General features: G+C 70.0%; 21 protein-coding genes. 6 read left to right on the top strand and 15 right to left on the bottom strand.

Annotated elements, in window-relative coordinates:
- Nucleotides 1–19: 19 nt before the first annotated feature.
- A complete protein-coding gene (locus ACFFRH_RS18445; protein WP_386158028.1) occupies nucleotides 20–922 on the top strand; it encodes a helix-turn-helix domain-containing protein in 903 nt (300 codons plus the stop codon).
- Complete coding sequence (locus ACFFRH_RS18440; protein ID WP_386158025.1) at nucleotides 910–1,122, top strand: DUF397 domain-containing protein; 213 nt, start codon at nucleotides 910–912, stop codon at nucleotides 1,120–1,122. Before ACFFRH_RS18445 ends, ACFFRH_RS18440 begins: the two co-directional genes overlap by 13 nt.
- Before the next feature lie 56 nt (nucleotides 1,123–1,178).
- Here the strand turns inward: ACFFRH_RS18440 and ACFFRH_RS18435 are convergent, their stop codons facing one another.
- From ACFFRH_RS18435 to ACFFRH_RS18415, 5 genes are all read right to left on the bottom strand, one after another.
- The gene (locus ACFFRH_RS18435; RefSeq protein WP_386158023.1) at nucleotides 1,179–1,709 is read right to left on the bottom strand and encodes a pyridoxamine 5'-phosphate oxidase family protein; all 531 of its coding nucleotides are present in this window, start codon (nucleotides 1,707–1,709) and stop codon (nucleotides 1,179–1,181) included.
- Between the two features lie 340 nt (nucleotides 1,710–2,049).
- Nucleotides 2,050–3,150: a CU044_5270 family protein gene (locus ACFFRH_RS18430; RefSeq protein WP_386158020.1), complete on the bottom strand. Its 1,101-nt coding sequence runs from the start codon at nucleotides 3,148–3,150 to the stop codon at nucleotides 2,050–2,052.
- 26 nt (nucleotides 3,151–3,176) lie between these two features.
- On the bottom strand, nucleotides 3,177–3,701 hold the full coding sequence (locus ACFFRH_RS18425) for an RNA polymerase sigma factor (RefSeq protein ID WP_386158017.1): 525 nt from the start codon (nucleotides 3,699–3,701) through the stop codon (nucleotides 3,177–3,179).
- A 398-nt stretch (nucleotides 3,702–4,099) separates the two neighbouring features.
- Nucleotides 4,100–4,840, bottom strand: coding sequence for an aspartate/glutamate racemase family protein (locus tag ACFFRH_RS18420; RefSeq protein WP_386158014.1), 741 nt, complete (start codon nucleotides 4,838–4,840; stop codon nucleotides 4,100–4,102).
- On the bottom strand, nucleotides 4,840–6,420 hold the full coding sequence (locus ACFFRH_RS18415; RefSeq protein ID WP_386158011.1) for an NCS1 family nucleobase:cation symporter-1: 1,581 nt from the start codon (nucleotides 6,418–6,420) through the stop codon (nucleotides 4,840–4,842). Before ACFFRH_RS18415 ends, ACFFRH_RS18420 begins: the two co-directional genes overlap by 1 nt.
- Nucleotides 6,421–6,817: 397 nt before the next feature.
- Between ACFFRH_RS18415 and ACFFRH_RS18410 the strand changes: the two genes are divergently transcribed.
- Complete coding sequence (locus ACFFRH_RS18410) at nucleotides 6,818–7,438, top strand: helix-turn-helix domain-containing protein (protein ID WP_386158008.1); 621 nt, start codon at nucleotides 6,818–6,820, stop codon at nucleotides 7,436–7,438.
- On the opposite strand, the gene ACFFRH_RS18405 is transcribed toward ACFFRH_RS18410, so the two are convergent.
- From ACFFRH_RS18405 to ACFFRH_RS18390, 4 genes are all read right to left on the bottom strand, one after another.
- Nucleotides 7,422–9,281 carry a hypothetical protein gene (locus ACFFRH_RS18405; protein WP_386158005.1) on the bottom strand — a complete coding sequence of 620 codons (1,860 nt, stop codon included), beginning with the start codon at nucleotides 9,279–9,281 and terminating at the stop codon, nucleotides 7,422–7,424. The two genes, ACFFRH_RS18410 and ACFFRH_RS18405, sit on opposite strands and share 17 nt — an antisense overlap.
- The gene (locus tag ACFFRH_RS18400) at nucleotides 9,266–10,021 is read right to left on the bottom strand and encodes an ABC transporter ATP-binding protein (RefSeq protein WP_344744341.1); all 756 of its coding nucleotides are present in this window, start codon (nucleotides 10,019–10,021) and stop codon (nucleotides 9,266–9,268) included. The genes ACFFRH_RS18405 and ACFFRH_RS18400 overlap by 16 nt, the downstream gene beginning before the upstream one ends.
- A gap of 327 nt (nucleotides 10,022–10,348) precedes the next feature.
- Nucleotides 10,349–10,510: a hypothetical protein gene (locus ACFFRH_RS18395; protein WP_344744340.1), complete on the bottom strand. Its 162-nt coding sequence runs from the start codon at nucleotides 10,508–10,510 to the stop codon at nucleotides 10,349–10,351.
- Entirely contained in the window at nucleotides 10,507–11,235 is a 729-nt protein-coding gene (locus tag ACFFRH_RS18390) for an amidase family protein (protein WP_386158425.1), read from the bottom strand. Before ACFFRH_RS18390 ends, ACFFRH_RS18395 begins: the two co-directional genes overlap by 4 nt.
- Before the next feature lie 272 nt (nucleotides 11,236–11,507).
- Between ACFFRH_RS18390 and ACFFRH_RS18385 the strand changes: the two genes are divergently transcribed.
- Nucleotides 11,508–11,882 (top strand): hypothetical protein, encoded by a 375-nt coding sequence (locus tag ACFFRH_RS18385; RefSeq protein WP_329086781.1) that lies wholly within the window; start codon nucleotides 11,508–11,510, stop codon nucleotides 11,880–11,882.
- 115 nt (nucleotides 11,883–11,997) lie between these two features.
- On the opposite strand, the gene ACFFRH_RS18380 is transcribed toward ACFFRH_RS18385, so the two are convergent.
- The 5 genes from ACFFRH_RS18380 to ACFFRH_RS18360 all read right to left on the bottom strand — a co-directional run bounded on the left by ACFFRH_RS18380 (nucleotide 11,998) and on the right by ACFFRH_RS18360 (nucleotide 15,721).
- On the bottom strand, nucleotides 11,998–12,735 hold the full coding sequence (locus ACFFRH_RS18380) for an SRPBCC family protein (protein ID WP_344744337.1): 738 nt from the start codon (nucleotides 12,733–12,735) through the stop codon (nucleotides 11,998–12,000).
- A 425-nt stretch (nucleotides 12,736–13,160) separates the two neighbouring features.
- Nucleotides 13,161–13,910: an SDR family NAD(P)-dependent oxidoreductase gene (locus ACFFRH_RS18375; protein ID WP_344744336.1), complete on the bottom strand. Its 750-nt coding sequence runs from the start codon at nucleotides 13,908–13,910 to the stop codon at nucleotides 13,161–13,163.
- A gap of 316 nt (nucleotides 13,911–14,226) precedes the next feature.
- Nucleotides 14,227–14,625, bottom strand: coding sequence for a hypothetical protein (locus ACFFRH_RS18370; protein ID WP_344744335.1), 399 nt, complete (start codon nucleotides 14,623–14,625; stop codon nucleotides 14,227–14,229).
- A complete protein-coding gene (locus ACFFRH_RS18365) occupies nucleotides 14,622–15,002 on the bottom strand; it encodes an SgcJ/EcaC family oxidoreductase (RefSeq protein WP_344744334.1) in 381 nt (126 codons plus the stop codon). Before ACFFRH_RS18365 ends, ACFFRH_RS18370 begins: the two co-directional genes overlap by 4 nt.
- A 116-nt stretch (nucleotides 15,003–15,118) precedes the next feature.
- A complete protein-coding gene (locus tag ACFFRH_RS18360) occupies nucleotides 15,119–15,721 on the bottom strand; it encodes a PadR family transcriptional regulator (RefSeq protein ID WP_344744332.1) in 603 nt (200 codons plus the stop codon).
- 281 nt (nucleotides 15,722–16,002) lie between these two features.
- Between ACFFRH_RS18360 and ACFFRH_RS18355 the strand changes: the two genes are divergently transcribed.
- Together ACFFRH_RS18355 and ACFFRH_RS18350 are read left to right on the top strand one after the other, a co-directional pair.
- Entirely contained in the window at nucleotides 16,003–16,221 is a 219-nt protein-coding gene (locus ACFFRH_RS18355) for a hypothetical protein (RefSeq protein WP_344744331.1), read from the top strand.
- 2 nt (nucleotides 16,222–16,223) lie between these two features.
- Nucleotides 16,224–16,568, top strand: a complete 345-nt coding sequence (locus tag ACFFRH_RS18350) for a DUF1036 domain-containing protein (RefSeq protein ID WP_344744330.1) — start codon at nucleotides 16,224–16,226, stop codon at nucleotides 16,566–16,568.
- 186 nt (nucleotides 16,569–16,754) lie between these two features.
- Here the strand turns inward: ACFFRH_RS18350 and ACFFRH_RS18345 are convergent, their stop codons facing one another.
- The gene (locus ACFFRH_RS18345) at nucleotides 16,755–19,130 is read right to left on the bottom strand and encodes a penicillin acylase family protein (protein ID WP_344744329.1); all 2,376 of its coding nucleotides are present in this window, start codon (nucleotides 19,128–19,130) and stop codon (nucleotides 16,755–16,757) included.
- Between the last annotated feature and the right edge of the window lie 384 nt (nucleotides 19,131–19,514).

Here is a 19,514-nt window from a genome sequence, read left to right as displayed (position 1 = left end):
ACAGCGAGAGGAGACCGAAATGCGCATCATCCCGGATCCCGAGCCGGAGCCAGAGTCGGAGGCAGTTGCAGAGCCGGAGACAGAGTCGGAGCCGGAGTTCGATACGGATTCACATGAATCCACGCGCGTTCAATTCGGCAGAGAGCTACGGAAATACCGGATTTTATCCGGATTTACCCAAAGGCGGCTCTGCATCGCGGTCCCTCTCGCCGTGAGTCATCTGAGCATGCTGGAGAACGGACACAGGGCACCCACCAGGAAGCTCGCCCATCAGATGGACGAGGCACTCGACCTGGGCACAACACTCGTCGACCTGCTGGACCGCCTGGATCGCATGGCCACGCAGGTCCCCCGCTGGTTCCGCTCCTGGCTGGAGTTCGAGCCCAGAGCAGAGGCACTTCACATGTGGGAACTATCGATGATTCCCGGACTTATGCAGGTGGAGGGATACGCGCGAGCCCTGATCGGCAACGAACCAGACATCACGCCAGGACAGACGGACAAGCGTGTAGCGGCCCGTCTGGAGCGACAGGAAATCCTCAGGCGGCCCAAGCCTCCCAAGATCTGGGCAGTGCTGGACGAAAGCATCCTGCACAGACCCGTAGGCAGTCCGGAAGTGATGAAGTGCCAGCTTCAGCATCTCCTGGAACTCGGGGAAAGCTCCCACACCTCACTTCACCTGCTTCCGTACACGGCTTACAGCACCGTGGGCCTACTTGGAAGCTTTGTCATCGCGGACATGCCCGAAGGGCAGCCTTCCGTTGCCTACATTGATTCCCAGAGCACGGGAGATCGAGTAACCGAGCGGGCCGCGGAGGTGAAAGAGCTAGCATTCAGGCACAACGAGATCCGAGCCGACGCCCTGTCCCGGCGCGAATCACTCAAAATGATCAAGGAGGCGATCCCGAGATGGACGACCTGATCCAGGAACTCCACAGCGCCCACTGGCGCAAATCCACCCTCTCCGGTGGAGACGGAAGCAACTGCGTCGAGATCGCCGACCTCTCCAACGGCCACCGAGGCGTCCGCGACAGCAAAAACCCCACCGCCCCCGCCCTCATCCTCACCCCCCACCAATGGACCACCTTCATCACCACCATCAAGAACGGCGATCTCGGCTGACAGTGAGGACGGGGGTGCCGGGCGGGCCGGGGGAACCAGGTCCGTCCCGCTGCGGATCAGGGCCGGGGTGCCGCGGTGAGCTTCGCGACGTCGGAGGTGTAGACGGTCATCCAGTGCGGATGCAGCCGGTAGTAGACCACCTCGCCGTCCCAGTCGAAGGCGTCGTCGCCGTAGAAGCCCTTGAAATACGCGAGCAGGTCCGGCCAGTCCGCGGCGGGCTCGCCGTCCCGGGAGTTGAGGATCTCCACCGTGCCGTGCGTGAACACGCCCAGTTCCTCACCGCGCAGGTGCGCGGCACTGACGGCGGGCCGGGCGGCGAGATGGCGGGCCTTGGCGGCGTTGCGTGCCGTACCGAAGTGCCACTTTCCGTGCAGGAAGTGCCCGTCCACACCGCTGATCCGCGGCTCGCCCTTCGCCGTCACGGTGGACAGCGCGAGGGTGCGCATGCCGGTGAGGACCTGGGTGAGTTGCTCCGCGGTCAGGGTGCGCTCGCCGTTGATGATCGAGCGGAGGTACGAGGTGGAGCGGGAGAGAGAAGCGTCGAGGAGGGCCTGGAGCTCTTTGAGCTCTTCTGGCGTTTCGCGCATTGAAGTCTTTGTCCATCCGTAGAAGCCGGTACACGGCCGCCGTCGACGCCGGCCGGTGAGACCATGCTCGCCCAAAAACCCGACACCTTGTGTCATGTTTCCTCACCCGTCTCGCGGACCGCGGCGGGCTGCCGGGAGCCCGGGGAAGGGGAAGGGGTGCCGACCGCTCCCACTCGCCGCTGTCGGAGCCTGCCGTGACCTGGGACCGGCCCGTGATCGACGGCCCGCGCAAAAAGGCCCTCCTGACCGGCGGCACGCCGAGGTTCGAGCGGCTCGCCGGTCAGGAGGGCGGGGCCGTGACCGTCACGGTGAGGGTGTGGGATGACGGTCACGAGGCAGATCAGTCCTTCGGGCGCTCGCCGAGCCTGTCGGTGAAGCCCATGTCGGCCAGCGCCACTTTCAGTAGCGGCACGTCCTTCTCCACCACGTCGTACTCGAGCAGTTCGGCCGTCCGCGGGTCGATGATCAGACGGAAGGTGAAGGCGTCGGCCGTCGACGAGGAAAGGGCGACCCCTGTGCGCCCCAACACGTCCTTCGCCTCACCCTGCGAGGTGATGCCCGGCTGGTCGGCGAGCACCTTGAACAGGGCGGACCGGGTGCCCGGCGTGATCGGCGCGGTCATCAGGTCCACGCCCGTCTGCCACAGGTAAACGGCCTTGCCGGAGCCCGCGGAGTTGGGGCTGCGCTTCCAGAGGTCGTCCAGGTGGCGCTGGAGCCCGTCCTTGCCGGTGGGCAGCTCGGTGACGTTCCGCAGGGTCAGGCTCGGGTTGTCGATCGACAGGATCGGCTCGAAGTCGTCGTCGGCGGTCCGGGGCCTGTCGTCCGCCAGTTCGGGCGACCCCGCCGCCTTCCAGTCGGCCTCGTCCTGCGGGGAGCCGAACGTGACCGCCACGTCCTGGTTGCTCACCCTCCGGCCGGTCTCGCCCGCCTTCATGGCACGCCAGGTCTCGCGGGTGTCGGCCCGGTAGGCCGCGTACGGCAACTCGGCGGCCTTCGTCTTGATCTCGGCCGTGTGCTCGCCGGGGACGTTGTACACCTTCTGCATGGTGCGCTCGTTGACGTACCAGTAGCGGCCGGAGTCCGCCGGTTCCCGCCGCGCGGTCGAGGCCGCGGCCAGCAGGAACGTGCGCGCGTCCGCCACGCGCTCGGGTGCCCCCTGCGTCGTGGAGGCCACCACGGCGCCACCCGGCTCCTGACCGGGGCCACCGCCGGTCGTGACGACGACGACGGTCGCGGCCGCGAGCCCGGCGGCCAGCGTGCCGGCCATGAGGAAGTACGGCCGCCGCGAGCGCGGCCGGGCCAGGCGGGCGGGCCGGGCCGGTTCGGTGTGTGGGGTGGCGAAGGCGCGGGCCAGGTCGTCCGCCCGGCGGCGCCGGTAGCCGTCCTCGGTCAGCTCGTCCAGCTCACTGGGCCTGAGCCGGGCGAACGTACGATCGTCCATGAAAAAAGCCTCCAAAGGGGTGCGGGTCAGGATTCGAGACTGCGGACGCGGCGTGGGCCGCCGACGTGCATCGCCTGGGCCAGGCGCTTGCGCGCCCGGTGCAGCCGGACGTTGTACGTGCGGACCGAACAGCCCATGACGGTCGCGGCCTGCTCCGGCGGCAGGCCGTACCAGGTGGCGAACACCATCGCCTCCACGTCCTGCTCGGGCAGGGCCGACAGCGCGGCCAGGGCGCTCTCCCTGTCGATGACGTGCTCGGCCACGTCCCACGCCACGTGGTCGCGTGAGGTGGTGAGGGCGGCTATCCGGTCGGCCAGGGCCTGGCGGCGGGTGCGCGAGTCGCGCTGCTTGGCCAGCAGGTTGCGGGCGACACCGAGCAGCCAGGGCAGCGGTGGCTCGGGCAGCTCCGCGAGCCGTCTCCACGCCACGAGGAACGTCTCGCTGCAGACGTCCTCGGCCGCGTCGCGCTCGGCTCGCAGCAGGGCGTAGCCGAGCACGCTGCGGTAGTGCCGGTCATACAGGTCGGTGAATCGTTCTTCGGGATCGTCCACACCGAGTAGTCCCTCTGAACGCGCCCGGATTACCGCGTCCCGTCGATTCGTTCCTCATGCTCGCCCACACTCCAGGTAGGAGGCTGCCCCCATTATGTCCACCATCGGGTACGGGGACGGCACGGACATGCAGGTACGGGGACTGCGCGGGCGTGCAGGTACGGAGACGGCGCGGGCGCGCACCCCCGGCGCGCGCCCGCGAAGCCGTGGAGGTCGGCGCCGGCCACCGTCCCGCCTGGGACGGCGCCCCCTCACCTCGCCCCCACCGACCAGAAGAGGACCGCAGGCCGTGTGGACGTACGACTCGCCGGGCCGGCCCGTCTCCACGAGGGTTCCCGAACGACCGGCGCCCTGTCCCGCGCCGCGGTACCGGAGGACAGGGCGCCGGGTTTCGTCCGTCAGACGGTGAAGTCGCGGAGCAGGCCCGTGTATCTCTTGGGACCGGGAGGGGCGAACTCGCCCCGGGTGCTCGTGCGCAGGCCGAGGCAGACCAGCGACTCGACGAGCTTGGTCGCCACGGCCACGCCGTCGATCACCGGGACGCCGACGGCGCGGGAGACGTCCGCGCAGAACGAGGCCATGCCCGCGCAACCGAGCACGATCGAGTCGCATCCGTCCCGCTCCACGGTCTCGGCACAGAGGGCGGTCACCACCTTCCGCGCGTCCGAGGAGGGGGCGTCCAGCTCCAGTACGGGGATGTCGCAGGCGTGCACCCCCCGGCACGCGCCCGCGAAGCCGTACCGGGTGGCGAGGTCCCACGCCCGGCCCGTGGTCCTGGCGAGGGTCGTCACGACACTGAAGCTCCGGCCGACCAGGGTGGCGGCGTGCATCGCCGCCTCGGCGATCCCGACCACCGGCCCCGAGGCGAGCTCGCGGGCGGCGTCGAGACCGGGATCGCCGAAGCAGGCGATGACATACCCGTCCGCCCCCGCCGCCTCGCCCGCCGCGATCTCCGCCAGCAGGCCCGGCACGGCGAGGGCCTCGTCGTAGTGGCTCTCGATCGACTCCGGGCCCATGGCCGGGTTGACGGCCGTGACGACGGTGGACGGCGCCGCGACCGCCCGGGCGCACCGGCCGATGTTCTCGGTCATCGCCCGGGCGGTGTTGGGATTGATCACCCGAATGTCGACGCGGGTCATCAACCGGCCAGGGCCGTGCCGTCCGACACCCGCTCGGTGTCGCGGTCGAGGCCGCCGATCCTCGGCGACATCCGCTCCAGCGCGGTGAACGCCACGAACCCGAGCCCGCAGCCGACGAACCAGCTGTAGTCGGCGATCCAGGTCGCGTCGGCCGTGGTAAGCCCCAGGTCGAGCAGCATCTTCGGCACCAGCACCGACGCGATCGCGGGGACCCCGCTGAGCACGGTCGCCCAGACCGCGTTGGGGTTGTAGCCGCCCCTGAAGAAGTAGCGGCCGGTCGGTTCGAGGGTAAACATGTCGTCCACCCACACCCGCTGGCGGCTCACGATGTAGTAGCCGGAGATCAGGATGCCGAACAGCGGCCCGATCAGGGCGCCGAGGATGCCGAGGGTGTAGTGGATTGCGTCCGGGTTGCTGTACCAGTTCCACGGCGTGAGCAGCACGGAGCCGACCGCCGCGATCATGCCGCCGGTCCGCCAGCTGATCTTCTGCGGGTTCACGTTGGAGAAGTCGAACGCCGGGGAGATGAAGTTCGCCACGATGTTGATGCCGATGGTCGCGATGACGAAGGTGAGCCCGCCCAGCAGGATCGCGAACGGCGTGTCGATGCGCTCGACCGTGTGGATGGGGTCGGTGATGAGCTCGCCGAACACGGGCACGGTCGCCGACGCGGTGACCACCGTGAGCAGCGAGAAGAACAGGAAGTTGATCGGCAGCCCGAGGAGGTTGCCCTTCTTCACCGCCGCGAACGACCTCCCGTACCGGGAGAAGTCACCGAAGTTCAGCATCGGTCCGGAGAAGTACGAGACGACGAGGGCGATCGCGCTGAGCATGACCGGGATCGACGCGCCGAAGTCGAGGTTCTCGCCCTCGGAGAGGTCCAGGCTGATGTTCTCCCAGCCCGCCTGGCTCACCAGGTAGACGGCGAGCACGACCATGACGACGTACACGGCGGGCCCGGCCCAGTCGATGAACCGCCTGATCGCCTCCATGCCCTTCCAGAACACGGCCGCCTGGGCGACCCAGAGGATGGCGTAGCAGATGTAGCCGAGCGCGGACAGGCCGAGGAAGCCGCCCTCGTTCAGCGACGCCGACCCGGGCCAGAACTTGAGGAAGATGATGATGAGCGACTGGGAGGCGAGGTAGGTCTGCACCCCGTACCAGGCGATCGCGATGAGACCGCGGATGACGGCGGGGATGTTCGCGCCGCGCACCCCGAAGATCGCCCGGTTGATGACCGGGTACGGCACGCCGGTGACCTGGCTCGGCTTGGCGACCAGGTTGCAGAACACGTTCACGATGATGATGCCCGCGATCAGCGCGAACAGGACCTGCCAGCTCGCCAGCCCGAGGGCGAACAGGCTGCCCGCGGTGACGTAGCCGCCGACGCTGTGCACGTCGGACATCCAGAAGGCGAAGATGTTGTACGAGGACCACGTCTGCTCGCGGAGCGGGGCCAGGTCCTCGTTCGCGAGCCGGGGGTCGTAGCCGGGCTTGACGAGACCGGCGCCGACGGGCATGCCTGCCGCCTCGACGACGTCGTGTAGTTTCGGCTGGGACGGTGCGCTGTGTTCGGTCATTGTCAGCTTCCGTGGGGGGTACGGTGCGGGAACCGGTGCGTCCCGCGCGGGTGTGCCGAAGCGGAAGGTGCCGGGAGATCGGCCCGGGATCGGCTCAGGGATCGGCTTGAAGGATCAGCTCGAAGGATCGGCTTCGGAGGATCGGCGAGGATGGCGTGTCGGCGAGACCGCGGCGACCGTGCGGAGCTGCGTGACGGGCCGCGGCGTGGGCTGTGGCTGTGGCGTGGGCCGTGGTCGAAGCCACCGCGTGGGCTGTCGCCGAGTCCGTCGCGAGGGCTGTGGCGTGGGCTGTTAAGTGGTCACTTAACAGCTGCCGTCAATGTATGCCTTGACACCCGAGCCCTAATTTCGCCCGCGTAACGGCCTTGTGACAATTGGTGTGGAGGCCGTGACAGCCATGACCCCGGAACCCGGCACGGAGATCGAGGCGATCACGAACGAGCACCTCGGCCGCAGGCTCCGCGAGCTGCGGCTCCGGTCGGGGATGTCGCTGCGGGCCCTCGCCCGCGAGCTCGGCATCTCGCCCAGCGCGGTGTCCCAGATCGAGCTCGGCACGATGCGGCCGTCCGTCAGCAGGCTCATCGCCTTCGTGTCCGCGATCGGCGTGCCGCTCGCCGCCGTGTTCGACACCGCGGAGGTGACCGACGCCGACCCGGCGAGACCGGACGCCCCCGCCGGCCGGTTCGCCATTCGGCGCTCGTGGGAGGTCGCGCCCATCCGGCTCAGCGGCGGCATCACCTTCCGCAGGCTCTCGCCCACCCCGTCACCCGACGTCGAGTTCTTCGAGTCGACCTATCCGCCGAGTTCGATCTCCAACGCCCACGGCCACTTCCTCAAGCACGAGGGCTACGAGGTCGGGACCGTGACCCAGGGCGAGCTGACCATCGACTTCGAGTCGGAGGTCGTCACCCTCGCCGAGGGCGACTCCATCACCTTCCCGTGCAGCCGCCCCCACATCATCGGCAACCGCTCGGAGACCGTCACCGCCGTCGCGACCTGGCTCATCGTCCACCACTGAGTTCGCCGCTGAGTTCGCCACCGGGTTCACCGGTGAGTTCGCCACCGGGTTCACCGTCGACCGTCGGGGACTCCTTGCGACGGTAGGAGAGGGTCACGCCCGTCGTGTAAAGGGCGATGCCCAGCAGGACCATGAACACGATCGTGGGCCACTGCAGCCACGGCGGCAGGTAGAGGGCGAGGAACCACGCCCGTGTCGGGCTCTCCGACACCTTGAGATAACCGGCCAGCAGCCCCTGCGGGAACAGCGGGATCGCGCCGACCGTGAAGCAGAACCCGATGATGATCTGCTTGTGGCGCGGCAGCTCCTCGAAGGGGAGCCGTCCGCCCGCGCCCGGCTTCGGGGCCGGACGGCGGCCGGTGCGCATCGTGTCGAGCAGTTCGGGCCCCTTCGCGAGCAGCCGCCGCTCGGCGAGCAGCCCGAACCACCAGTAGCAGAGTCCTCCCGTCAGGGCTCCGACGGCCACGCCCGCCCAGCCGAACAGCCCGGTCACGATCGCCGCGGGGGCCGCGGTGAGGGCCGCCAGCGCCAGCACCGCATACACCATGCCGGTGACCGCGCCGTCCTCCTCCGTGGAGCGCAGCGGGTTGCCGCCGCGCCGGTGCGGGTCGGTGCCGGGAATGAGCCCGTACACCGAGACCAGGGGGACCAGCCCGGCGCCGCCGCCCAGCAGGGCGAGGAGGACGGCGAGCAGCATGGGCCACGGCCCGCCGGTGACCGCGGCGAGGGAGACCGTCACCACGAGGGCGACGGGCGCGACGGTCAGCAGCCACGCGTGCTGCCTGCCGCGGACGTCGCTCGCGCCGGGCGTCATGAGCGTGAGCCACAGCGCGGTGCCGTCGGTGCCGTAGAGGTTGGCCGACATCGCCGCGGCCATCACGACGAAGATCGGCCCCGCCCAGGGCAGCATCCCCGTCCAGCCCAGCAGCAGCGGGGCCACGGCGAAGGACACGCCGTAGGCGAGGGCGAAGGTCAGCTGGTGCGTGCGCACCAGGTCACGCGACCAGGTGCGCAGTTCCTTGGCGAGTACGGCGCCGGAGGCGGTGGTGGCCCGGATCGGCCGGCGTCCCCTCGTGGCCGCCCTGGACGCCCCGGCCCGCCGGGTGAGCAGCGCCGCCCACGCGGCCAGCAGCAGGACGACCAGCAGCGCCATCCCGCCCAGGGCCGCCACGACCCGCGGCCAGTCGGCGGACGCGGCGGCCTCGACCGCGACCGTCCCCCAGCCGGAGGGCAGGTAGCGGGCCGCCGTCGCCACCACCGGCGGGACACCGGCCGTCTGCCCGAGTGCCATGAAGACGACCCAGATCTGGCCGAGGAAGGCCAGGATCAGGCCGTTGGTCAGCCCGGCGCCGACCGCGCCCACGCGGGAGCGCAGGGCCAGGCCGAGCAGGGCGACCGCGACCCGGGAGAGCAGGACGAACATCGCGAGCTGGAGCAGCAGCGCCGGGACCGAGACGAGCGCGGCCACGACCCCCTGCCGTACGCCGAGGACCGCGAGCCCGCTCAGGGCGAGCAGGCTGATCACGGGCGCCACCCCGACGAAGGCCGCCATGAGCAGTCCCGTGGCCAGGCGGCGCGGTCGCAGGCCGAGCAGCGTGAAGTACTCGGGGCGGAGCGTCTCGTCGCCGCCACCGGCGAAGACGGGGCCGAAGATCCAGCCCAGCATCCAGACGGCGTAGACGGCCGGGAGCAGGTCCGGCCAGGAGAGGGCCGTGAAGATCGTGCCGGCCGCGAGGACCAGGCCGACCAGCGCGCCCATGACGACGAAGCCGGCCCGCTGCCCGCTCATCGAGTGACGGAGCACGGCCACCTTCATACTGACCATGGTCAGTTCGACAGCCACGTCAGCTCCTTCACGCCGCCGTCGGCGGTGCCGACCAGGCCGACGAAGGTGTCTTCGAGGGAGCCGGTGCCGCGGACCTCGTCCAGGGGCCCGGCGGCGGCCACCCTGCCCTTGTCGATCACCGCGACGTGGTCGCAGAGCTGCTCCACGAGGGCCATGACGTGGCTGGAGAGCACGATGGACCCGCCCCCGGCCACGAAACCGCGCAGGATCGTCTTGATCGTCGCGGCGGACACCGGGTCCACGGCCTCGAAGGGCTCGTCGAGCACGAGCAGCCTCGGCGCGTGCAGCAGGGCGGTGGCCAGGCCGATCTTCTTGCGCATCCCGGTGGAGTACTCGATGACGAGCGTCTTCTCCGCCTCGTCGAGCTCCAGCACCGCCAGCAGCTCCTCCGCGCGCTGGTCGACGACCTCGCGCGGCAGCCCGCGGAGCAGCCCGAGGTAGGTCAGCACCTCCCGGCCGGTGAGCCGTTCCGGCATGGCCATCCCGTCGGGCAGCACGCCGACCAGCGTCTTGGCCGTGGCAGGGTCGGACCAGACGTCGGCGCCGAAGATGCGCGCGTGCCCCTCGTCGGGCCGCAGCAGGCCGACGGCCATGGACAGGGTGGTCGTCTTGCCGGCGCCGTTCTGGCCGACGAGCCCGTAGAAGGAGCCCCGGGGGATGTTCAGATCCACGTGGTCGACGGCGACCTTCTCGCCGAAGGTCTTGCACAGACCGTGGATCTCAAGTGCTGCGGGCATGGGATTACTCCGGAGTGCGGGGGGAGGTGCCGGTTCGCTCGCGGTGACCGAGACAAGGATCAAGAAATATGAGCATTTGAGAACCTACAGCGGCGACAGCGGGACATACCAGAGACCCGTCGCGGGAAGGACGGCCTCCCACGTCGAGGGCGGATCGAGCACACCAAGGGGGATCGAGGCGGGACGGCGGGCCTCCACACCGGAGTCCGCCGAGGACCCGGGTCATACGGCGGCCCGCTTCGCGCCCACCCGGAGGTGGCGGACGCGAGGCGGGCCGGGACACGTCCCCGGCCGGTCGGGAACGGCCGGGGATCAGGGGGCAACGGGTCAGGGCGCGCAGGTCTGCGGCTGCCTGCCCCCCGGCTGGGCGCACCGGAAGAGGGACGGGTTGACCACCGACGGCGGGCGCCGCTCCCGCGAGGCCTGCTCGTAGGCGTACACGTAGGCCAGGAGCCTGGCCTCGGTGAAGGCGGTGCCGAGGAACGTCATGCCGACCGGGCGCCCGTTCGCCGGGTCGTACCCGATGGGCACGGCGACCGAGGGATACCGCGCCCGCGCGCCGATGCCCGCCGAGCCGTTGCCCGCGAACACGAGCGCGTCGAAACCACCGGCCCGCAACGCCGAGTCGAGGCGCTGACGGGCCATGGCGATGCCGTTGTCGCGGTCGGCCTCGTAGTGGCCTTGGTGGCGGGGTCGTCCAGGTTGATGACGTTCGAGGTCTTCAGCAGGGTCTGGCCGAACTTGATCGCCCTCTCTCCGGCGTGTGCGAGGTTGAAGCGGACGACGTCGTCCGGCGTCTTCATGGGGGCGCGTCGGCCCAGCCGGGCGAGGTAGGCGTTCAGGTCACGCTTGAACTCGTAGTTCAGGATGCTCGCCGGAAGCCCGCTCGTGTCCACCGTCACGGCGCTGACCGTGGCGCCCTGCGCGCGCAGCACGTCGACGGCCCGGGTGAAGGCGACGCCCTGGTTCCCGGTCGGGGCGCCGACGACACCGATCCTCACGTTCCTGAGCGCGTCCTTCGACAACGCCGCCGTGTAGTCGGTACCGACGACGTCCTTGCCGGCCGCGGTCGCCGGGTCCTGAGGGTCGATGCCGGTGAGCGCGGTCAGCAGCGTCGCGGCGTCGTACACGGAGCGCGTCATCGGCCCGGCGGGCAGCACGTCCTTCGGTGAAGGTCTCGCCTCGGCTGGGTCATCCGAGGAAGCGGCGATCACCCGCAAAGCATGCGTTATCGCGATATTTCGGACGGGTTACTGTCCGCCACCGGCTCGGAGTGAAGGGTCCCCCGCTTCACCGACCGCTGCCGGTCCACATCGACCGACACCGACAGACACCAGGCGACACGGACGACACGGACGACACCGGGCGCCTCGTGTTGCCCGGACGCGCCGACCCGCCCCGTACGAGCCGTGTGAGCTGTGTGAGCCGTATGAGCGGACACGATCCGGTCGACCCATCCGGGGAGAGCCGACCTATCCTGGGAGAGGTGGAAGAGAACCGGGCACGACGGATCGTTGACGCGCTGCGCGATCGTGGAATAGACGGCCACCTGGCGAGGGTCGGCGTGTATCAGTTCGGGATACGCGTGTCACTGCCCGACGGGCGCGAGGCCGAATGGGACACCGACGGCACCGCGGGCCTCGAAGCCCAGGTGATGCGCAACGGGATGCTGGTCGGTTTCGTCCCCGTGATCGAGGGGTCCGAGGACTTCGACGAGCAGCAGGTCCTCGACGCCATCGCGCGGACCGACTACGACCAGCCCATCGCCAGGCAGCGCGCGCAGGCGCCGCCCCCGGCCGAGCCCCTGCCCCGCATCGGCGGTGTCTTCCGCCGTTTCTTCGACGGCTTCCGCTACCGGTGACGGCAGCCTGAGCGGCTTCCCGCCCGCCGCCCCTCGATGGAAGGGCGACGGCGGCGGATCGTGGCAACCCGGGCTGGTGTCCACGCGGCCTTCGTGATTTTCATGGCCGGGCGGCTCAGGCGTAGACGGACGCGAGCCACGCGCCCCAGATCCGCTCGGCGTCGGCCTGGTCGACGTCGGCGAAGATGTGGTGGCCGGTCATGATGACGCCGTCGCCCCCGACGAACCGCAGTAGCGCGTCGTCGGTCCGCACGCCCAGGAAGCCGGGGGCGAGCACCGTGTCGACCACGCCGTCGACGGTCTGTCCCGCGATCGTGAAGTGCACCTTGTCACCCTCCCTGACCTGCTCGGACAGGCCGACGGCACGGGTGAGACCGGCCCAGACCAGGTCCTGGTCGGGCTGCTGCGGGCCGAACGCGGCGACCGGCACGGCGGTGCGGCCCGGGAAGTGCTCCAGATACCGTGCGAGGGTCCGCAGGTAGAGCGGGTTGCCCTTGCGGAGCGCGTCGTACTCCGCCTCCCAGTCGCCGGTCAGGACGCCGCTGTGCACGAACCGCAGCGCGGTGCCGCCACCGTCACGGCCCTCCACGAGGTATTCGAACGCCATGAACGCGCCGTCCTCACCAGGCTCCGAGCGGTAGCCGAACCGGTGCGGCGGCTCCCAGGCGGTGACCGTGGCCTCTCCGGTGAAGCCGGGCATCGTCATGGACGTCCTGCCGCCCTCGCGGGGCTCGATCTCGTTCTTGCCCATGAACCACGAGTCGACGCCCGGACCGGTCGCGATCGCCTCCCAGACCTCCTCGGGGGTGGCCTGGAGGTCCACGTCGTGGGTGAGACGGAATTCGTGCGACATGTCAGGACTCCTTGGTGTCGTTGCCGCCCGCGGCGATCCGCAGTGCGGTGTTCGAAATCCCCACTTCGAACACGCCTCGACGATAGCGACCGACGAGTTGCATCGTCAATACAAGAAAAATTGTCGGTGGTGGACGAGCCGGCGCACCCGCTCTCTCCCCCCGCCGTGTTCGGCGGACCGGCCGAGCGTGTCGGCGCGGGTGAACCGATCCGAACGGCCGAGGTCCGAGCCACCGACACGGCTGGGGATACCGCACGCCCGGGTCCCCGGGGTCCGAATCCCCGGGCCGCCGCGGTCCGAAGATCCCCTCCCGGGAGCCGGGAGCCGGGAGCCGGGAGCGGATCTTTTCGTCCCTGGGCTACCGGAGCGTGCCCGATGTCCTCGACCAGGAATTCTCTTCGGACACCCCGCGGGACGTTCGAGCTTCAGGCGAGATAGCCGCCGTCGATGTCCAGGACGGCGCCGGTGATGAAGGAGGCGCCTGGACCGGCGAGGAAGGCGATGCCCGCGGCGACCTCTTCTGGGCGGCCGTAGCGCCCCATGGCGTTCAACGCGCGCTGGGCGTCGGAGTACGGGCCGTCGGCGGGGTTCATATCGGTTTCGATGGAACCGGGTTGCACGACGTTGACCGTGATCCCCCGGGGTGCCAGGTCGCGGGCGGCGGCCTTGCTGTAGGCGGTGACCGCGGCTTTGGCCGCGGCGTAGTCGGCGACGCCCGGGTAACCGGCGCGGGCGGCCAGGACCGAGCCGACGGTGATGATGCGGCCCCCGTCGCGCAGGACCGTGGCGGCGGCACGTATCGTGGCCAGCACCCCACCGGCGTTGACGACGAACTGCCGGTCAAGGGCCTGGTGGTCGGTGGAGGGGTCGTCGATCAGACCGCCCGCGGGGGTGCCTGCGTTGTTCACCAGGATGTCGAGGTGCCCGAAGTCCGTGACGACGTCGTTGATCAGAGTGGCGACCTGGACGTTGTCTCCCTGATCGGCACGATAGGCGGAGGCGCGGACCCCGGCGGTCCGGAGATCTTTGGCGGCCTGCTCGGCCCTCTCGGCCGAACTGGCGTAGCTGATGGCGACGTCGGCGCCGGCCTCGGCGAGGGCCTGGGCGGTGGCGGCGCCGATGCCACGCGATCCGCCGGTGACTAGCGCGACTTTGCCGGTGAGGGGTCCGGACACGGTTGCTCCGCTCTGATGGAAAACGCGAGGTTCAGGGACGCAGATCAGTAAAAGACGCGCCCCCGACGACACGAACCCCTATCGAGCCCTTGAAGTCCCGCGCACTTTTGGACGACCACCCGGTCACAGACCCGCGTGAGAACGCGCCCAGGAGGTGGTGGCCGACCGCCCAGGACGCCCAGGCCGCCCAGGCCGCCCAGGCCGGCCAGGTCGGCCGGTCGGACCGGCAAGGCGTCGGGACGGCGGGTCGTCACCACGTCGGCACGGTTCCCCCGCGCCGGAGACGATGACGACCCGGATCACTTCGAGGACACGCCTAGATCGGATGGGTCGCACAGCCCAGGCGCTGTCCTGCCTGGACGAGACTCTCGGCGAACCCCTGCCGCGTCCTGTCGGCGAAGCCGATGAACAGGCGGTTGGCCAGTGGCACGCCCCACCTCATCCGCTGCGCGACGTTGAAGACCCGGTGCACGAGCAGCGCGCCCCGGGGGTGCGGTTCGACGCTCCACTCGCCCCGATACCACCAGCCGCCCTGGAAGGAGATGGTGTGGCCGGTGACCTCCACTGTGGAGGTGTGACCGGGGAAGTCCTCGACGGTGAAGCGGCCGGTGCGCCTGCCGTCGGGCAGCAGCGCGCCGGCCAGGTCCTCGAAGACCACCGCGACCGGCGCCTCGACGATCCCGGCGGCCTCGGCGATCGGTTTCCTCCCCGTCACCGCGCCACCCTGGTGTTCTGGAAGGAGGCGAACCGCCATCCCTCGGGCGTGCTCACGGCGGTGAAGGAGACGATCGACGCGCGGAGCTCACCCGCGAGGTCGGTGCCGCCCTCCGAGATCACCAGGACCGCCGTGTCGGCCAGCGGTTTGACCTTGATCCGGTCGTCCGGCATGGACATGGTGGAGCCCTTGAGCGGGCCGTCGAAGAGCCGGCGGTGCGAGGACTCGATGGCCGCCCGTCCCTCGCTGTGCGTACCGTTGAAGACGATGTAGTCGGCGTCCTCGGTGAAGAGGGCGGCGTAGGCGGTGGCGTCGCCCGCGTTCCACGCCTCGGCGAGGCGGGTGAGCAGGCCGGTGATCTCCGTGTTCACGGACATGGCGCGATTCCTCACGGTCGCGGCGCCTATCCTGGAGGTTGCGAGTCCAGACAGGGCAGGCGCCTTGTTCGGATGCACGGCTGCCAGGGTGTTGACGCACCCTGGCAGCCGCTTTCTCATGGTTCGTCGAGTGTTCGCGACAGCAGTTCTTGCTTGACGATGCCCGACCAGTCGAGCTCCCCGGTTTCCAGGCGGGCGACGACGCGCCGCACCCAGGCCAGCTCGGCCTCGTTCAGCGCGCGTTCGTAGTCGACCTCGATCATCAGGATGTCGGGCAGGCCGCCGTCCTTCATGACGCGCAGGTGGGCGTCCATCCCGGCCAGCAGCCCTTCGATCGTCGCGGCCCTGGTACGCAGGGCGCGCATCGCGTCGGGCACCGGCAGGGCCCCCATGAGGGAGACGGCCGCGGTGAACGTACGGCGGTCGGGACCGGGGTTCTCAAGGAGCACGCGGAGCCTGGTCGACAGCTCCTGGCGGCCCTCGTCGGTGATCTCGTAGACCGTGCGCTCCGGCCGGCGACCGTCCCTGCTGGTCTCGACCGGGACGATCAGATCCTCACCGGCGAGCTTCTCGACCGCGTGGTAGAGGCTCCTGGGCAGCCCCGTCACGTAGTCCTTGTGCGTGTCGACGATGAAGCGGTGGAGCTCGTAGGGATGGCCGGCGCGCACCGAGAGCATGGCCAGCACGGTCAGGCCGACCAGATCGGGGCGTCGTGCCATGATGATGCCTTTCTCTATATTGCATTATGCACTATAGCAGAAGCGACGACGATCTCACCCGAGAGATCAACCCCTGGGCGCGACGGCCCGCGCCGGATGACACGGAGTGGCGCGCGTCGCCCATCGGCCCCCTCGGGGCAGGAACCACTCTCCCCGGCCCCAGACCCCCGCCTCTCACCCGGACCGCCGCGCCACCCGTGGAAATGAAAACGATTCTTTACACGGCCTTGATGGTGACTGTATGTTGTCAAACAATCACCCTACGAACTCAACGAATGTAGGTGAGCCACATGCCGGACAACGGCACTGAACGCTCTCCCGATCCCCGGGTGGCGTTCGCGGGCGCGGCGGCGGCCAACACGGGCGAGACGGACGAGCGGCCGGGAGCGGCCGACCGCGCCGCCGTGGTCGCGAAGACCGACGACCATCTCCCTCCCCTGGCCGACGACCCGATCGACGACAGGCCCCTCGCCCTGCGATTCACAGAGCCGGAGGAGTAGAGATGCAACTGCACTTCCGTAACCGCTACACCTCCAAGGTGTGGGTCGCGATCATGTTCTACAGCCCCGACGGCTGCCGCGACTACGGCCAGTGGGGCACCCGGGGCTGGTGGCCCATCAACCCGGGCGGCGAGGCGTTCGTCCTCAACACCAACAACCGCTACGCCGCCTACTACGCCGAAGCCGCCAACGGAGCCGTCTGGACCGGCGCCTACGGCCCGATGTACGTCTACCAGAACGCCTTCGACTCCTGCATCAACATCGGCAGCACCGCCGCCAGGCTCGTCGGCACCCGCCTGATCGACATGAACGGCTATTCGACCTACTACGTGAATCTCGTTTCCTGACGCGCTCCCCCCACGTGACGTGCCGACCGGCCCCCGACCGGTTCCGCGCGGCAGTGGGAGCGGACGCGGATGAGCGCCTCCTGAGAGACGGATGCCGACATCCCTTCTCAGGGTCCGTCTCCCTTCGCCCAGGAGGCGCTCGATCTCAGCCGACGGACCCCTCTGGGTGCCGTCACCAAGGATCGTCTAGCCACGCGGTGTGAGCAGGAACCGGTCCTTCGCGTTGAGCTCCACGGCGGCGCGGCTGTAGAGCAGCGGGAAATACTCCCCCCGCTGCCAGGACCCCGCCAGATCGCGATAGTGCGGGCTCCGCGGGTCTCCCGACTGGCCGGGGGCGTTGATCGCCTGCGACCTGTCCCAGGCGCCGACGTCGAGCACCATCTTGAACGTGGGGCCCGACAGGGGGGCGTAGGTGACCGGCAGATAGTTCGACGCCTCCACGGTGTGCCAGGAGCCGCCGCGCGGGAAGGGGCCCACGTCCTTACCGGTCGGATGCCCGAACGTGAGCTTCTGGATGTCGCCCCACTTCCAGGTCGCGGGGTCGGGTCCGAGCCGGCCGGTCAGCTCGTCGTAGGCCGCGGCGAGCGAGGTCCGGAGAATGCGGTCCCGCACCGCCGTCCCGTCGTCACCGAACCACCGGGTCGGGTTGTCCATGGCGTCGAAGAGCAGAAGCGGATCGTGGATGAAGATCTGCCTCGCCACGTTCTCCGGCAGGACCTCACGGGCGAACGCCGGTTCCAGATGGCTGGTGAACCACGTCTCGAACAGGGCGGCCCGCGCCGAGTCCGCGCTCGTGACCCCGTCGTAGGTGCGGAGCAGTTCGAGCGCCCGCGCCGTCGACGGCTCGTCACTCTCGATCCCGGCGAGCAGCCGCACCAGCCTGCGGGCCGGGATGGAGACCTTGTCGCTCTGCAGCGCCGTCGAGTCCGCGACCGAGGTGCGCGGCTTGGCGGAGAGCGCCTCGACGATGCGGTCGTGCCGGTAGGGGGAGGCCCACGAGTCGAACCCGACCTTCAGCGGGTGGTTCTCGGGCATGTTGAACTCGTTGGCGGAGGCGACGATCCCCTTGGCCGGGTTGTAGGAACGGGGCAGGCGGGCGCCGTCGTGGAAGCCGTCCCACTCGTAGCGGCCGTCTCCCGGGACGGGCAACAGGCCGTCGTAGCCGATCCTCTTGGGCGCCAGACCACCGGGAACCCAGCCGACGTTGCCGGCGGCGTCGGCGTAGATCTGGTTCTCCGGCGGCCCGCCCCAGGTGCGCATCGCCGCGGTGAACTCGTTCCAGTTACGCGCGCGCATGTACTTCATGCTGCCGAAGTAGGGCGTCGTGCCCGGCTGCAGCCAGGTCGTACGCAGGGCGTAGGCGAGGTTCCGCTCCCGGTCGACCTTGATCACCGGACCATGGCGGGTGAACGACAGCTCGGTGGGCTGTGCCCCCTGACCGGCGACCGGCACGTTCTCCGTGACGGTCCTGAAGCGCTCCCATCCCCGGCCGTACCGGTAGCGTCCCTGGTCGCCGGGGTCGAGCTGGTAGACGTAGAGGTCCTCCTGGTCGACGCCGAAGATGGTCAGCCCGAACGCCACGGTCCCGTTGTGCCCGATGGAGATGCCGGGCAGCGCGGGCTCCCCCGCCCCGATCACGTCGAGGCCGGGTGCCGACAGGTGGGTGATGTAGCGCAGCGCGGGGGCCTTCATCACCCGGTGCGGGTCGCTGGCGAGGATCGGGCGGCCCGTCGTGCTGCGTGCCGGTGCGACGGCCCAGGCGTTGCTTCCCTCCGAGAGCGCGGGGCCCGGCGGTTCGGGCACCGTACGGACCTGGCCGTTCTGGAAGACGACGCTCTGGGTGGCGAGCTGGTAGGTGCCGAGCACGTCCGCGGGCAGCGCGCACGGGTCGAGGCCGTCGGGCACGACGGTCTTCCACTCGGGCTGGAGCTCGCGCATGAGCGGGTCGACGCCGATGCCGCCCGCGCAGACGGCGCGGGCGCGGTCGACCTCGGAGGTCAGGTTCACCGCCAGGCTGTGGCTGCGGATCCGGACGACGTCCTCGGGAGACCAGCGCGCGGGAGCGTACCCCAGCTCACGGAACTCCGGCGGCACCGCCTCCGGGTTCCGCTTCAGCCAGTCGACGTAGGCGTTGATCCCCTCGGTGAACCGGGTGGCCGCCTGCTTCGCGTCGGGGCCGTAGCTCTCCCACTCCTTCGCCATGTCCCCTCGGTAGAGGAACAGTCTGGCGGCCTGATCCTGCTTGAGATAGGCGGGACCGAGCACCTCGGACAGCAGCCCGAGGCCGCGCCGGCGCCACAGGTCGATCTGGAACAGGCGATCGCGGGCCGCGTTGAACCCCTGCGCGAGATACAGGTCGGAGGTGTTGTCCGCGTAGATGTGCGGCACGCCCCACCGGTCCACCACCATCCGCACCGGTCGCTCCAGTCCCGCGATCGGGATGACCGAGGCAGCCGTCCCCACGCCCGCCGCCCTGTCCGCGCCCGCCGCCTGCGGTAGCAGGCCGGTGCCCACGGCACCGCAGACGGCCAGCAGTAAGGCCGTCCTCCTCCATCGCCGCATGTCGCTCCTCCCGTCGGCCGGCAGCACGTGGCATGCCGGCGGTGTGGGGCTCACCGGGACCGCGCGGGGCGCGGACGCACGTCCTCGCGTCCGATCGACCTCCCGCGCAGAATCACGACGCCGTCGTCGGCGCCCCCCGGCCCCCGTCACCGCAACTGTGGCGCGCCCCTACAGCCCCGTCAGCCCTTGTTCGCCCCCTAGCACCCCCTTCAGAGCCACGTACGACGTACGAACGCGGCACGTGACGTACGGCGGCCGACGGGCGAGACGGGCGACCTACGGCGTCGGCGTCGGCGTCGGCGAGAGACGATGGCGAGGGACGATGGCGGGAGGCCGCGGCCTGGCACGCGCGCTCGGCGGGGGCGTCGCCGGGCCGTCTCGGGC

This window comes from Streptosporangium vulgare (assembly GCF_042428775.1).
GTDB classification, from domain to species: domain Bacteria; phylum Actinomycetota; class Actinomycetes; order Streptosporangiales; family Streptosporangiaceae; genus Streptosporangium; species Streptosporangium vulgare.
Note: the sequence above shows the minus strand (reverse complement) of the source record. Positions and strands in the feature narration are given on the sequence as shown.

Coding starts and splice junctions, on each gene's coding strand:
- ACFFRH_RS18350 (WP_344744330.1), top strand. CDS start 16,224: ATGCAACTGCACTTCCGTAACCGCTACACCTCCAAGGTGTGGGTCGCG.
- ACFFRH_RS18440 (WP_386158025.1), top strand. CDS start 910: ATGGACGACCTGATCCAGGAACTCCACAGCGCCCACTGGCGCAAATCC.
- ACFFRH_RS18365 (WP_344744334.1), bottom strand. CDS start 15,002: ATGTCCGTGAACACGGAGATCACCGGCCTGCTCACCCGCCTCGCCGAG.
- ACFFRH_RS18400 (WP_344744341.1), bottom strand. CDS start 10,021: ATGCCCGCAGCACTTGAGATCCACGGTCTGTGCAAGACCTTCGGCGAG.
- ACFFRH_RS18360 (WP_344744332.1), bottom strand. CDS start 15,721: ATGGCACGACGCCCCGATCTGGTCGGCCTGACCGTGCTGGCCATGCTC.
- ACFFRH_RS18345 (WP_344744329.1), bottom strand. CDS start 19,130: ATGCGGCGATGGAGGAGGACGGCCTTACTGCTGGCCGTCTGCGGTGCC.
- ACFFRH_RS18430 (WP_386158020.1), bottom strand. CDS start 3,150: ATGGACGATCGTACGTTCGCCCGGCTCAGGCCCAGTGAGCTGGACGAG.
- ACFFRH_RS18380 (WP_344744337.1), bottom strand. CDS start 12,735: ATGTCGCACGAATTCCGTCTCACCCACGACGTGGACCTCCAGGCCACC.
- ACFFRH_RS18445 (WP_386158028.1), top strand. CDS start 20: ATGCGCATCATCCCGGATCCCGAGCCGGAGCCAGAGTCGGAGGCAGTT.
- ACFFRH_RS18415 (WP_386158011.1), bottom strand. CDS start 6,420: ATGACCGAACACAGCGCACCGTCCCAGCCGAAACTACACGACGTCGTC.
- ACFFRH_RS18410 (WP_386158008.1), top strand. CDS start 6,818: ATGACCCCGGAACCCGGCACGGAGATCGAGGCGATCACGAACGAGCAC.
- ACFFRH_RS18395 (WP_344744340.1), bottom strand. CDS start 10,510: ATGACGTTCCTCGGCACCGCCTTCACCGAGGCCAGGCTCCTGGCCTAC.
- ACFFRH_RS18420 (WP_386158014.1), bottom strand. CDS start 4,840: ATGACCCGCGTCGACATTCGGGTGATCAATCCCAACACCGCCCGGGCG.
- ACFFRH_RS18435 (WP_386158023.1), bottom strand. CDS start 1,709: ATGCGCGAAACGCCAGAAGAGCTCAAAGAGCTCCAGGCCCTCCTCGAC.